Origin of the sequence: Phreatobacter aquaticus (assembly GCF_005160265.1) — a bacterium.
Taxonomy (GTDB): Bacteria; Pseudomonadota; Alphaproteobacteria; order Rhizobiales; family Phreatobacteraceae; genus Phreatobacter; species Phreatobacter aquaticus.
Window position 1 is genome coordinate 58,729 of the sequence record NZ_CP039865.1, and the last position, 13,000, is coordinate 71,728.

12 protein-coding genes are annotated in these 13,000 nt (G+C 65.4%); 6 read left to right on the forward strand and 6 right to left on the reverse strand.

Going from position 1 to position 13,000, the window contains the following annotated elements:
- Window positions 1–40 precede the first annotated feature (40 nt).
- Window positions 41–973 (reverse strand): N-carbamoyl-D-amino-acid hydrolase, encoded by a 933-nt coding sequence (locus E8L99_RS00285; RefSeq protein ID WP_137097678.1) that lies wholly within the window; start codon window positions 971–973, stop codon window positions 41–43.
- The gene (locus E8L99_RS00290) at window positions 970–2,118 is read right to left on the reverse strand and encodes a diaminopropionate ammonia-lyase (protein WP_137097679.1); all 1,149 of its coding nucleotides are present in this window, start codon (window positions 2,116–2,118) and stop codon (window positions 970–972) included. The genes E8L99_RS00285 and E8L99_RS00290 overlap by 4 nt, the downstream gene beginning before the upstream one ends.
- A gap of 135 nt (window positions 2,119–2,253) precedes the next feature.
- Between E8L99_RS00290 and E8L99_RS00295 the strand changes: the two genes are divergently transcribed.
- From E8L99_RS00295 to E8L99_RS00320, 6 genes are all read left to right on the forward strand, one after another.
- Window positions 2,254–3,723, forward strand: coding sequence for a M81 family metallopeptidase (locus E8L99_RS00295; protein WP_137097680.1), 1,470 nt, complete (start codon window positions 2,254–2,256; stop codon window positions 3,721–3,723).
- A gap of 172 nt (window positions 3,724–3,895) precedes the next feature.
- A complete protein-coding gene (locus tag E8L99_RS00300) occupies window positions 3,896–5,278 on the forward strand; it encodes a CmpA/NrtA family ABC transporter substrate-binding protein (protein ID WP_137097681.1) in 1,383 nt (460 codons plus the stop codon).
- A 10-nt stretch (window positions 5,279–5,288) separates the two neighbouring features.
- On the forward strand, window positions 5,289–6,134 hold the full coding sequence (gene ntrB, locus E8L99_RS00305) for a nitrate ABC transporter permease (RefSeq protein WP_137097682.1): 846 nt from the start codon (window positions 5,289–5,291) through the stop codon (window positions 6,132–6,134).
- Between the two features lie 4 nt (window positions 6,135–6,138).
- The gene (locus E8L99_RS00310; protein WP_137097683.1) at window positions 6,139–7,026 is read left to right on the forward strand and encodes an ABC transporter ATP-binding protein; all 888 of its coding nucleotides are present in this window, start codon (window positions 6,139–6,141) and stop codon (window positions 7,024–7,026) included.
- A 44-nt stretch (window positions 7,027–7,070) separates the two neighbouring features.
- Window positions 7,071–7,553: a cyanase gene (cynS, locus tag E8L99_RS00315; RefSeq protein WP_137097684.1), complete on the forward strand. Its 483-nt coding sequence runs from the start codon at window positions 7,071–7,073 to the stop codon at window positions 7,551–7,553.
- A 328-nt stretch (window positions 7,554–7,881) separates the two neighbouring features.
- Window positions 7,882–8,688: an alpha/beta hydrolase family esterase gene (locus tag E8L99_RS00320; RefSeq protein WP_137097685.1), complete on the forward strand. Its 807-nt coding sequence runs from the start codon at window positions 7,882–7,884 to the stop codon at window positions 8,686–8,688.
- Window positions 8,689–8,690: 2 nt separating this feature from the next.
- Here E8L99_RS00320 and E8L99_RS00325 read toward each other — a convergent pair whose 3' ends face one another.
- The 4 genes from E8L99_RS00325 to hydA form a co-directional block, all read right to left on the reverse strand.
- Complete coding sequence (locus E8L99_RS00325) at window positions 8,691–9,479, reverse strand: ABC transporter ATP-binding protein (RefSeq protein ID WP_137097686.1); 789 nt, start codon at window positions 9,477–9,479, stop codon at window positions 8,691–8,693.
- Window positions 9,476–10,249, reverse strand: a complete 774-nt coding sequence (locus E8L99_RS00330) for an ABC transporter permease (protein ID WP_137097687.1) — start codon at window positions 10,247–10,249, stop codon at window positions 9,476–9,478. Before E8L99_RS00330 ends, E8L99_RS00325 begins: the two co-directional genes overlap by 4 nt.
- A 153-nt stretch (window positions 10,250–10,402) precedes the next feature.
- Window positions 10,403–11,365 (reverse strand): ABC transporter substrate-binding protein, encoded by a 963-nt coding sequence (locus tag E8L99_RS00335; protein WP_137097688.1) that lies wholly within the window; start codon window positions 11,363–11,365, stop codon window positions 10,403–10,405.
- Window positions 11,366–11,542: 177 nt separating this feature from the next.
- Window positions 11,543–12,967 (reverse strand): dihydropyrimidinase, encoded by a 1,425-nt coding sequence (hydA, locus tag E8L99_RS00340; RefSeq protein WP_137097689.1) that lies wholly within the window; start codon window positions 12,965–12,967, stop codon window positions 11,543–11,545.
- Window positions 12,968–13,000: the final 33 nt, after the last annotated feature.

Consider the following 13,000-nt stretch of genomic DNA (forward strand, 5'->3'; position numbering starts at 1 on the left):
GCCTGGCCGCAAGGCTCTCCGACGACAACCTATGTCCCGCTCAATCGGCCGAGGGCCGGATCACGCCCTTCTGCTCGACGATCCGGCGATACTGGTCCGGCTCGCGGTGCAGGTCGAAATTGAAGGTCGTCGCCTTGTAGCTCTTGGTGAGATCGAGATCGCAGCGCGCGATAACGAGTTCATCCTCTTGCGTCAGCGACTGCCCGATGATCTCGCCGGTGGGGGCCACGATGGAGGTGGCCCCGATCATCTCGCAGCCTTCCTCGACGCCGCATTTGCCGACGCCGACCACCCAGGTGCCGTTCTGATAGGCACCGGCCTGCAGCACCAGCTGGTTGTGGAACTCGCTGAGACGGTCGTGATCGGGCGCCGGCGGATTGTGGCGCGGCGTGTTGTAGCCAACGAAGATCATCTCGACGCCCTGCAGCCCCATGACGCGATAGCTCTCCGGCCAGCGCCGGTCATTGCAGATCATCATGCCCGCAAGGCCGCCAAAGGCGTTCCAGACACCCCAGGAGAGATCGCCCACCTCGAAATAGCGCTTCTCCAGATGCTGGAAGGCGCGCCACGGCTCAGGCTCGCGATGGCCCGGCAGATGGATCTTGCGGTATTTCCCAACCTGCCGTCCCGTCTTGTCGACGATCAGTGACGTGTTGAAATGCCGACCCTCAGGCGTCAGCTCGGCATAGCCGAACGAGAACCCGATGCCGAGCCTGGCCGCCTCGTTGAACAGCGGCGCAGTCTCGTTCGACGGCATTTCGCGCTCGAAGAACGTGTCGATCTCGTCCTGGTTTTCCATGAACCAGCGGGGAAAGAACGTGGTCAGCGTCAGTTCGGGATAGACGACGACGTCGCAGCCATGGGCGGCCGCCTGCCGCATCAGTTCGATCATGCGCTTGACGACGGCCGCACGGCTGTCGGCGCGTTGAATGGCGCCCATCTGGGCGGCGCCGACGGTGACGATGCGGCTCATGCGGGGCGTCCTTCAACCTCTGCGGCCTCGCGGCCGACAATGTCGCGATAGATGACGGGGTCGGTTGCACCTTCCGTGCCGAAGCACAGGATGCGCGATGTGGCGTCGATCCCAAGCGCCACGCGGGCGGCTTCATCGCCTGCCAGACTGATGAAGCCGGCAAGGCCGGCGACACCGGATTCACCGGCCGCGATGCCGAGATCGGCGAGACGCCGCATCGTGTCGGCAGCGCGCGCATCGGGGATCGTCTCATAGGCATCGGCGCCGGGCGCCAGCAGCGCCCATGCGAGTTCGGAGGGTTCTCCGCAGGCAAGCCCCGCCATGATCGTGTCGAGATCGCCGCCAACCGTCGTCCACCGCCCGGCTTTGGCGCTGACGAACAGGCAGTCCGCCTTGTCAGGCTCCACCACAACGACCACCGGGCGCCGGGCCCCGCGCGTCTCCCAGTGATAGGAGAGGATACCGGCGGCGAGCCCGCCGACGCCGCCCTGCACGAAGATATGGGTCGGCACCGGCCCCTGGACCTCGGCCTCCAGCGCCAGCACGGCATAGCCCTGCATCACGTCGCGCGGGATGATGTCGTAGCCGGGCCAGGACGTGTCCGAGACGATGGTCCAGCCATTCTCTTCAGCCGCAACGGCAGCGGCCCTGACAGCATCGTCGTAGTTGCCCGGCGCGCGGCGCACCTCGGCCCCGAAAGCGGCAATGGCGTCGGCCCGGCCCTGGCTCACATGTTCATGGACATAGATCACGGCCTTCACGCCCAGCCTGCGCGCGCCCCAGGCCACCGCGCGGCCGTGATTGCCATCGGTGGCGCAGGTGACCGTGAGCCCTTCGGCCGATCCGCGCTGCTCGACGAGACGCTGCACGGCATAGGCGCCGCCCATGGCCTTGAAGCTCTTCAGCTCGAAGCGCTTGCCCTCGTGCTTGTACATGACCTGCGCCACGCCGGTGTCGCGGGCAATCGAGCCGAGGCTCTTGAGCGGCGTCGGCGTGTAGCCGTCCCACGCGCGGATGGTGGCATGGGCCTTCCGGGCGCCGGCCAGTGACAGGATCGCCTGCTCGGCCGGTCCATAGGGCTTCGCCCGGTCGAGAAGCGGGTTCGGCAGCAGGCGTGCGCCGCTTGCGGGAATGTCGATGATCATGTCAGGCCCGTCGCATCAGGTGGCCCGGCGGTTCGGATCCGCCGGTTGTCATGGTTGGCATGTCGCGAACAGCACTTGAGCTTGGGGGCCCGGTCAAGGTGGAATGCGCGACGTCTCAGTCCCAAGGATACAGCCATGCGCCTGTTCGCCGCCAGCCTCGCCACCGAGACGAATACGTTTTCCCCGATACCGACCTCGGAGGAGAGCTATTTCACCTGCTTCACGGCAAGGCCCGGCGAACATCCCGACGAGCCGTCGCTCTGCACGGCACCTCTCTGGGTGGCGCGCCGGCGCGCGCAGCAGGAAGGCTTCACTCTGATCGAGGGCTCATGCTTCTTTGCACAGCCCGCCGGTCCCACCACGAAGCGCGCCTTCGAGACCCTGCGCGACGAGATCCTCGGCCAGTTGAAGGCCGCCATGCCGGTCGATGGCGTGCTGCTCGGCCTGCACGGTGCCATGGTCGCCGACGGCTATGACGATTGCGAGGGTGACCTCCTGGAGCGCGTGCGCGCCATTGTCGGTCCCTCATGCGTGATCGGCGTCGAGCTCGACCCGCACTGCCACCTCACCTTGAAGCGCGTCGGCCTCGCCGACGTCATCGTGCTGTTCAAGGAATATCCGCATGTCGACATAGTGCCGCGCGCGGAGGAGCTGCTGACGCTGGTGCTGAAGACCATCCGCGGCGAGATCAAGCCGACGGTCTCGCTCTATGATTGCCGGCAGATCGCCTTTTATCCGACGACCTCCGAGCCCAACACGTCCTTTGTCACCCGCATGAAGGCGCTGGAAGGCAAGGACGGCGTGCTGTCGGTGTCCTTCGGCCATGGGTTCCCCCATGCCGACGTGCCGGAAATGGGCTCGCGCATGCTGGTCTATACCGACAATGCGAAGGCGGCCGGCGACGCTCTCGCCACGAAGCTCGGCCAGGAGATCATCGCGTTGCGCGGCAAGACCGCGCCGCCCAATCTCGACTTTCTCGATGCGCTGGACCAGGCGCTTGCCACCGACACCTCGAAGGGCCCGGCGATCATCGCCGAACCGGCTGACAATGCCGGTGGTGGCTCGGCTTCCGACAACACGATGTCGCTGAAGGAGCTGATCCGGCGCGACCTGAAGAACGTGGCCGTAGCCCCGATGTGGGATCCGGTTGCCGTGACGTTCTGCCATGCGGTCGGGGTCGGCGGGCGCCTGCGTCTCAGGCTCGGCGGCAAGACATCCGAGCTCTCCGGCGATCCCGTCGATGCCGATTGCGAAGTGCTGGGGATCGCCAAGGACTGCTTCCAGTCCTTCGGCGACGCGCGCGCAGCTGTCGGCGACCTTGCCGCTGTGCGGATCGGCGGCATCGATCTCATCATCAACTCGAACCGCTGCCAGGCCCTGGGACGAGAACTCTTCACGCTCGCCGGCCTCGACCCATCCAAATACGACCTACTGGTCCTGAAGTCGGCTCAGCACTTCCAGGCCGCCTATGGTCCCATCGCGTCGAAGGTCTTCTATTCGGAGACTCAAGGGCCCTCGTCGCAGCGCTACGAGAACCACCCCTATACCCGCGTCCAGCGGCCGCTCTATCCGATGGAGCACACCGAAGGGCGGCTTCTGGTGTGACTCACCAGGACTGGCTCTGACTGCCTTTATTTTAGGCAATCACCGAGAGGGCCGGGGCGCAACATGCCCCGGACGCCTTGAGACAGCTCGTTTTTCGGGATGTATGCAGCTGTGCGCCATCTGGCACGGGGCTTGATTGGATGCTTCGGAAACAATCCGGAGGCAACGCCCCATGGCCCTGTTCAACAATCCCTTCAACGCCGGCACCCGCTTCGGCAAGGGCTGCTCCTGCGGCCGGCATGAGAGCGATAGCGCCCATCAGGCCGCCCTGTCGGCGGAAGCGGTCGCCATCGAGAATGCCGGCGAGGAGAGTCGCTACCGGAACATCGTCGAACAGGCGGTCATGCGCGCCCTGTTTCCGGCCGATCACCAGCGCCGCGCCTTCCTGAAGGCTGTCGGCGCCTCGACAGCGGCGGCAGCGCTCGCCTCGGTCTTCCCGATCGGCCAGGCCACCGAAGCGCTGGCCCAGACCGGCCCGATCGAAAAGAAGGACCTCAAGGTCGGCTTCATCCCGATTACCTGCGCGACGCCCATCATCATGGCCCATCCGCTCGGCTTCTATTCGAAGCACGGGCTGAACGTCGAAGTGGTGCGCACGGCCGGCTGGGCGGTCATCCGCGACAAGACCCTGAACAAGGAATATGACGCCGCCCACATGCTGGCGCCCATGCCGATCGCCATTTCCATGGGCGTCGGCTCGAACCCGATCCCCTATTCGGTCTCGGCGATCGAGAACATCAACGGCCAGGCGATCACGCTCGCCATGAAGCACAAGGACAAGCGCGACCCGAAGGACTGGAAGGGCTTCCGCTTCGCCGTGCCCTTCGACTATTCCATGCACAATTACCTGCTCCGCTACTATCTCGCGGAACACGGCATCGACCCCGACCGCGACGTGCAGATCCGCTCGGTTCCGCCACCGGAAATGGTCGCGAACCTGCGCGCCGACAACATTGACGGCTTCCTCGGGCCCGATCCGTTCAACCAGCGCGCGGTGTTCGACGGGGTCGGCTTCATCCACCTCCTGTCCAAGGAGCTGTGGGACGGCCATCCCTGCTGCGCCTTCGCGGCGAGCCGCGAATTCGTCACCACCATGCCGAACACCTATCGGGCGCTCCTGAAGTCGATCATCGACGCGACCGCTCACGCCCAGAAGGCGGAGAACCGCAAGGCCATCGCCGAGGCCATCGCCGCACCGAACTATCTGAACCAGCCGGTCACCGTGCTGGAGCAGATCCTCACCGGCACCTATGCCGACGGTCTCGGCGGCGTGAAGCGCGATGCCAACCGCATTCAGTTCGACCCGTTCCCGTGGGAGAGCTTCGCGGTGTGGATCCTCACCCAGATGAAGCGCTGGGGCCAGGTGAAGACTGACATCGACTACCAGGCCATCGCCAGGCAGGTGTTCCTGGCAACCGATGCCGGGGCGATGATGAAGGAACTGGGTCTCACGCCGCCGACCGCGACGTCGAAGAGCTTCTCGGTGATGGGCAAGCCCTTCGATCCCGCCAAGCCTGAGGAATACGTCGCCTCCTTCGCGATAAAGCGGACCTGATCGGCCAGTCATGACCCGCTCCGTCGGCGCGCGCGCCCTTGTTCTGTCGCTGGTGATTTTCACCATCTTCGTCGTCGCCTGGCACCTTGCGGTGAAGGGCGGCGGCGCGGGCACTGCGGTGGTCGATCCCGAATATGCCAAGCTCGTCGGACAGGCCGCCTCGACCGGCGGCCAGTCGGCCATGCCCGGCCCGCTCGATGTCGCGAAAACGATCTGGCGTCACCTGTCGGACCCGTTCTATGTCCGCGGCACCAACGACATGGGCATCGGCATCCAGCTCGCCTATTCGCTGGCGCGCGTGCTGATCGGCTTCGGCATCGCCGTGCTGATCGCCGTCCCCTTGGGCTTTCTCATCGGCATGTCACCGATCGTCTATCGCGCACTCGATCCGTTCATCCAGGTGATGAAGCCGATCTCGCCGCTCGCCTGGATGCCGCTCGCGCTCTACACGATCAAGGATTCCACGCTGTCCTCGATCTTCGTCATCTTCATCTGCTCGCTCTGGCCGATGCTGATCAACACCGCCTTCGGCGTCGCCAGCGTCCGCAAGGACTGGCTGAACGTCGCCCGCACCCTGGAGGTCGGGCCAATCCGCAAGGCCTTCACGGTCATTCTGCCGGCGGCCGCACCGACCATTCTCACCGGCATGCGCATCTCGGTCGGCATCGCCTGGCTGGTGATCGTCGCCGCCGAAATGTTGGTCGGCGGCACAGGCATCGGCTATTTCGTCTGGAACCAGTGGAACAACCTGTCGCTCACCGACATCATCACGGCGATCCTGCTGATCGGCCTTGTCGGCATGGCTCTGGACCAGATCCTGGCGCGGCTCACGCGCCTCGTGACCTATCCGGAGTAAGGCCTTGGCCAACGCCTATATTTCCATCGAGGCCATCGCCCGCCGCTTCCCCGCGCCCGACGGCAACCGCACCACCATTTTCGAGGATCTCTGGTTCGCGATGGACCGGGGCGAGTTCGTCTGCGTCATCGGCCATTCCGGCTGCGGCAAGACGACCGTGCTCAACATCCTCGCCGGCCTCGACGAGCCGACCGAGGGCGCCGTCATCATCGACGGCAAGGCGATCGAGGGCCCTAGCCTCGACCGCGCAGTGATCTTCCAGAGCCACGGCCTGCTGCCCTGGCGCACCGTGCTCGGCAATGTCGCCTATGCAGTCGCGTCCAAATGGCGCGACTGGTCGAAGGCGCAAGTCGAGGAGCACGCGAAGAAGTCCATCGCGCTGGTGGGCCTGGCCGGCGCCGAGCACAAGAAGCCGGCGGAACTCTCCGGCGGCATGAAGCAGCGTGTCGGCATCGCCCGCGCGCTTTCCATCGAGCCAAAGATCATGCTCATGGACGAGCCGTTCTCGGCGCTCGATGCGCTCACCCGCGGCACGCTGCAGGACGAGGTGCGCCGCATCTGCCGCGACACAGGCCAGACCGTGTTCATGATCACCCACGATGTCGACGAGGCCATTTATCTCGCCGACAAGATCGTGCTGATGACCAATGGTCCGGATGCCCGGATCGCCGAGATCGTCGCCAATCCCCTGCCCGCTGGTCGCGCCCGCAACGAGGTGCACAAGCACCCCGCCTATTACCCGCTGCGCAGCCACATCATCGACTTCCTCGTGTCGCGCTCCAAGGCCTTCACCGAGGAACTGGCCGTGCCCGGCAAGGTCTGGAACCGCCGCGCCCCACCGGTCGTCAGCCCCGGCGCCGATGTCGCGCCGCCGGCCGCTGTGACCGCCTGACCCAAAGCCTGTTCAACAAGACCTCAGTCCCAAGGAGACGAGACATGATCCGCGAAGAGCTCACCGAGAAGATCCTCGACATCAAGCGCGACAAGGGCTGGAGCTGGAAATACATCACCACCGAAATCGGCGGCATGTCGGAAGTGCTGATCATCGGCGCGCTGATGGGCCAGATGAAGCTGGTGAAGCCGCTGGCCGCCAAGGCCGCCGCCCTGTTCGGCCTGACGCCCTCGGAAGAGAAGATGCTCAACGAGGTGCCCTATCGCGGCACGCAGATGCCGCCGACCGACCCGCTGATCTACCGCTTCTACGAGATGGTGATGGTCAATGGCCCGGCCTGGAAGGCGCTGATCGAGGAGGAATTCGGCGACGGCATCATGTCGGCGATTGACTTCAACATTGCCTTCGAGCGCGAGCCGAACCCCAAGGGCGACCGAGTGAAGATCACAATGTCCGGCAAGTTCCTGCCCTACAAATATTACGGCAACGAGCAGGGCATTCCCGACTACGGCCTGAAGGAAGAGTGAGGGGCTGGCAGCAAGGACGAAGTTGCCCCACCCCAACCCTCCCCGCATGCGGGGAAGGGGCTCGGGCGTGCTCTCGGCGCTGTTTCAATTCACGTCTTGGTCATGGCTCAGCTCATGCCGACGAAGAGCCCGTCTTCGGACATCAAGGCTGGCAGGAGCCGCTGACCGGGAGGGGCCCCCTCCCCGCTTTGCGGGGAGGGTTGGGGTGGGGTTCTCAACCCAAAGCCCGGCCCTCTCCACCAAAAGTGACTTGATCCCGGCCCGCTTCCGGCGACAGTGACGACCCCGCCATGCCGAGGTCGCCGCCCTGCCCTTTGTTCTCGCGCTCATGCTGGCCATCGTGCTGGGCCTCGCTCCCGCTAGCGCCGCGCCCTGCGATCCGACCTCCCCCTGCCCGGTTGCCACCGGCGCCTATGTGCTGCGCGCTCCCGCCGGCTGGGACGGCCGTTCGGCTCTGCCTCTCGTCATGTTCTTTCACGGCTTCGGCAGTTCGCCACAGCAGGATCTTGCCGAGACGGATCTCGGCACTCTGGCCGACACCCGCAACGTCCTGCTGGTCCTCCCCATCGGTCTCGACCGCCGCTGGAACGTCCGGCCGGGCGGCCCCAGGCCGCGTGACGATATCGCCTATGCCCACGAGGTGCTGGACGATGTGTTGAAGCGCTTCCCCATCGATCGCCGCACCATCGTGGCCTCGGGCTTCTCGGCCGGCGCCTTCATCACCTGGAATGTCGCCTGCTATGCGCCCCAGGGCTTCACCGGTTTCCTGCCAGTCGCCGGCGCGTTCTGGGAGCCGGTACCCGAAGGTCCCTGCCCCGGCGGCGCGGTCGACCTGCGCCACATTCACGGGCTCACGGATGAAACCGTTCCGATGCGCGGCCGCGTTGTCGGATCCGGTGCGAAACAGGGCGATATCCGCGCGAGCCTCGCGGCAATGATCCGCACCAATCGCTGCGAGGCCATGCCGGTCGCCACACCAGGACCGGAGGCCGAGACCTGCACCACCTGGCGCGGCTGCGACTCGGGCCGCACGCTCACCTTCTGCAGCCATGGCGGCGGCCATGACATGCGCGCCGCGTTCCTGGCAGAGGGGCTGGACTGGCTCGCCGGGCTGGAGCGCCCCGGCGAGCGGTAAACTCACAACCCGCTCGACACCGCCATCATGGTCTCGCCGCGAATGTCCTCGGTGAGCTTCTCTTCCAGCGCGGCAAATTCCGGCGTCGTCTTGATCTTGTACGAGCGCGGATGGGCGAAGGGCACGGTCACCTCGCTCTTGAACCGGCCAGGACGCGCGCTCATCACCAGCACGCGGTTGGCCATGAACACGGCCTCCTCGATATCGTGGGTGACGAACAGGATCGTCTTGCGGTGTTGCTCCCAGATCGACAGCAGCAATTCCTGCATCAGCGAACGGGTCTGGTGGTCGAGCGCGCCGAAGGGCTCATCGAGAAGAAGCACCTTCGGGTCGTTGGCGAGCGCGCGGGCGAGCGCCGCGCGCTGCTGCATGCCGCCCGACAATTGCTTCGGATAATGGTTGGCGAACTGGGTGAGCCCGACCTGCGCCATCAGCTTCTCGGCGATGGCGCGCCGTGCCGCCGGGGCCATGCCGCTCTCGCGTGGCCCGAACTCGATATTCTCGACGATCGTGAGCCAGGGAAACAGCGTGTAGCTCTGGAACACCATGCCACGGTCGCGGCCGGGCTCGCTGACAGCCTGCCCGTCGAGCGTGATGGTGCCGGTAGTCGGCGTATCGAGGCCGGCGACCGCGCGCAGCAGCGTGGACTTGCCGCAGCCGGAGGGGCCGAGGATCGCCACGAACTCGCCATCGGCAACCGTCAGGTCGACGGGCGCAAGTGCCTGGATCGGCGCCCCGCCATTGACGCCCGGAAAGGTGCGGGAAACGCCTTTGATGACGACGCCGCTCATAGCGCGCTCCACGGGAACAGCCGGGCGTTGATCGCCTTGAACAGGAAGTCGGATATGAGCCCGATCACCCCGATGATGATGATGCCGAAGATCATTTGACCCGTGGCCAGAAGCGCCTGGCTTTCGATGATCATGTGGCCGATGCCCGACGACGAGCCGATGAGCTCGGCAACGATGACATAGGTCCAGGCCCAGCCGAGCACTAGCCGCAGGATCTCGGCGATCTGCGGCGCGGCATAGGGCACCAGCACGCGGCCGACAATGCCCCGGTCGCGTGCGCCGAGCGTCAGCGCCGCTTCCACCAGATCCCGCCGGATCGAGCCGACAGCACCCGCCACCATCAGGATGATCTGGAACACCGAGCCGACGAAGATGACGAGCAGCTTCTGCGTCTCGCCGACGCCGGCCCACAGGATCAGCAGGGGAATGAAGGCGGAAGCCGGCAGGTAGCGGGCAAAGGATACGAAAGGCTCGAAGAAGGCTTCCACCGGCTTGTAGGCGCCCATGGCAAGCCCGATGGGGACAGCCACCAGCGCAGCAACAACGAACCCGCCGACTACACGCCAGACGGTGACGCCGATATCGGCGAGGAACCCGTGCTTGGTGATCAGCTCGATGCCCTCGCGCACCATGGTGATCGGGTCGGCGAGGAAGATCTTCGGCACGAAGCCGCCGAGCGTGAAGAAGGCCCAGACCGCGAAGAACAGCACGAAGAACGATATGCCGAGCACGACCTTGGCAGAGGAGGAGACGGGTTGGAGCGGTCTCATCGGGGGCAAGGGCCTTCCGGGTTCAGGACAAGGTCTCTGAAAGCGTCATGGCCGGGCTTGTCCCGGCCATCCACGTCTTCATGTCGATCAATGCAGAAGCCGTGGATGCCCGGCACGAGGCCGGGCATGACGACGCTCTGCGCAACGGGGCCCTTACTGGATGAACCGCGTGTCGACCATCGTGTCGAAATTCGGCTTCTGCCGGATCACGCCGATCTCCAGCAGCAGGTCGGCGGCCTTCTCGGTGAAGGCGCGCCACTCGCCGGCGAAGAAGGTGCGGTTGGCGGCCTGGTCCTGCCAGCGCAGGTACTGCGCGGAATTGCCGAACTGTTCGGCGGTCTGGCGGACATCGGCGCCCATGATCCGGTAGGCCTCGGCCTGGTTGGTCTTGATCATCTCGAGAGCCTCGAAATAGCTCTTCACGATGGCGCGCACAGCCGCCTCATTGGCCTGGATGAAGGCTGGCGTGCAGCCGAACGTGTCCATCACCATCGGATAGTCGAGCGTGGTCGCGATGATCTTGCCGGCCTGCGGGGCGGCACGCACTGAGGAGAGATAGGGCTCATAGGTCATGGCCGCGTCGTTCTGACCGGCCACGAAGGCCTGGGCCGCCGGACCCGGCTCCATGTTGACGACGGTCACGTCGCGCACCGACAGGCCGTTTTCCTTGAGGAACCAGGCCAGCGCGAAATAGGGCGAGGTGCCCGGCGCCGAGGCGGCCACCGTGCGGCCGCGCAGGTCGCGGATCGAATTGATCGAACCGCGGGTCACCATGCCGTCGGCGCCATAGCTCTTGTCGAGCTGGAACAGCTGGGTGGTGGCGATGCCGCTGGCATTCCACGAGATCCAGGTCTCGACCGTGGTCGCTGCGCACTGGATGTCGCCGGAGGCGATCGCCAGGTGGCGGCTCGCCTGCGGAATCTTGCGGATCGTCACGTCGAGGCCGTTGCGGGCGAAGATGCCGGCTTCCTTGGCGAGTGTGAGCGGCGCAAAGCCGGTCCAGCCGGAAATGCCGATGGCAACCTTGGTCTGGGCCTGGGCGGGAGCGCCGAGGGCAAGGCCGGCCAGCAGGGCGGCGCCGGCAATCAGGCGGCGCGACAGGGTGAGAGACGACATCGAAATTCTCCTCTGGTGGCGACAGTTGGGACGCCGCCTTTAAGGTTTCACTCTAGGGGGGATGAACCGGCGAACGGGATACGGAAATATCCGTAAGCCAGCGGAAAAGGCGGGGATTGCCGCTGGGTTGAGCCAAGAGGTCCTTCGAGGCTCGGGCGAATGCCGAACGTCTCTGCCTCACGCCCCAGCCGGCACGGCATAGGGGCTCTTGTCGCGCTTGAGGAACTGGCCATCGCCGGGCTTGCCCAGCACCTTGCCGTCCTCGACGATCACCCGGCCGCGGGCGATCGTCATGACGGGATAGCCGGTGACAGCGAAGCCCTCCCACGGCGTGTAGTCCGAGCCATGGTGCAGGATCTCCTGGCGCAGCACTTCCTTGCGGTTCGGATCCCACAGCACGATGTCGGCGTCCGAGCCGACCGCGATCGTGCCCTTCTTCGGATAGAGGCCGTAGATCTTGGCGTGATTGGTCGAGGTCAGCGCCACGAACTCGTTCGCAGAGATGCGGCCCTTGGCCACGCCCTCCGACCACAGGATCGGCATGCGCGTCTCGACGCCGGGAATGCCGTTCGGCACGTACTTGAAAGAGGTCTGACCCTTGGGGCTGAGCTTGCCGCGCGGGCTGTCGTAGAAGAACGGGCAATGGTCGGACGAGAAGGTGTGGAACACGCCCTGGCTCAGGCCTTCCCAGATCGCCTTCTGGCTGTCGGTGTCGCGCGGCGGCGGCGAGCAGACATATTTGGCGCCCGACATGTCCATGTTGGCGCCCTTCATGTCGTCGGCGGTCAGCGTGATATATTGCGGGCAGGTCTCGGCATAGACCTTGAGCCCGCGCTGCTTCGCCCAGCGGATCTGCTCCATCGCCTCGCGGCCGGAGACGTGGACGATCATGATCGGCACGTCGATCAGTTCGGCATGGCTGATGGCGCGGTGCGAGGCCTCGCGCTCGATCACCTCGGGGCGCGACACGCCGTGGTAGTAGGGCGCCGTCTTGCCGGCGGCCTCCAGCGTCTCGGTCATGAACTTGATCGTGTCGTAGCCCTCGGCATGGACCATGACGAGCGCCTGCTCGCGCCGGGCGACCGAGAACACTTCCAGGAGCTGACGATCGTTCAGCACCAGATCGTCATAGGTCATGAACACCTTGAACGAGGTGCAGCCATCGGCAAACAGGGCCGGCAGTTCCTGGTTCAGCACGGTCGGCGTCGGGTCCGAGACGATCAGGTGGAAGCCATAGTCGATCAGCGACTTGCCCTCGGCCTTGGCGTGATAGTCGCTGACGCAGCCGCGCAGCGACGAGCCTTTCACCTGTAGTGCGAAGGGAATGATCGTCGTGTTGCCGCCGGCAGCCGCCGACCGCGACCCGGTCTCGAACCCGTCGGCCATGGTGATGTCGGGGCCGGAATCCTGGTCGAGATGGACATGGCTGTCGATGCCGCCCGGCATGACGTAGAGGCCCGATGCATCGATCGTCTTCTTCGCATCGGTGATGGCTTCGGCCAGCAGGGCCACCCGGCCATTGCGGATGCCGACATCGCAGCGGATCGTGTCCGAGGCGGTGATGACGGTGCCACCACGGATGGCGAGATCGAGATCGGACATGGGTCGGCCCTGAGTGAGATTGAGATCACCGCA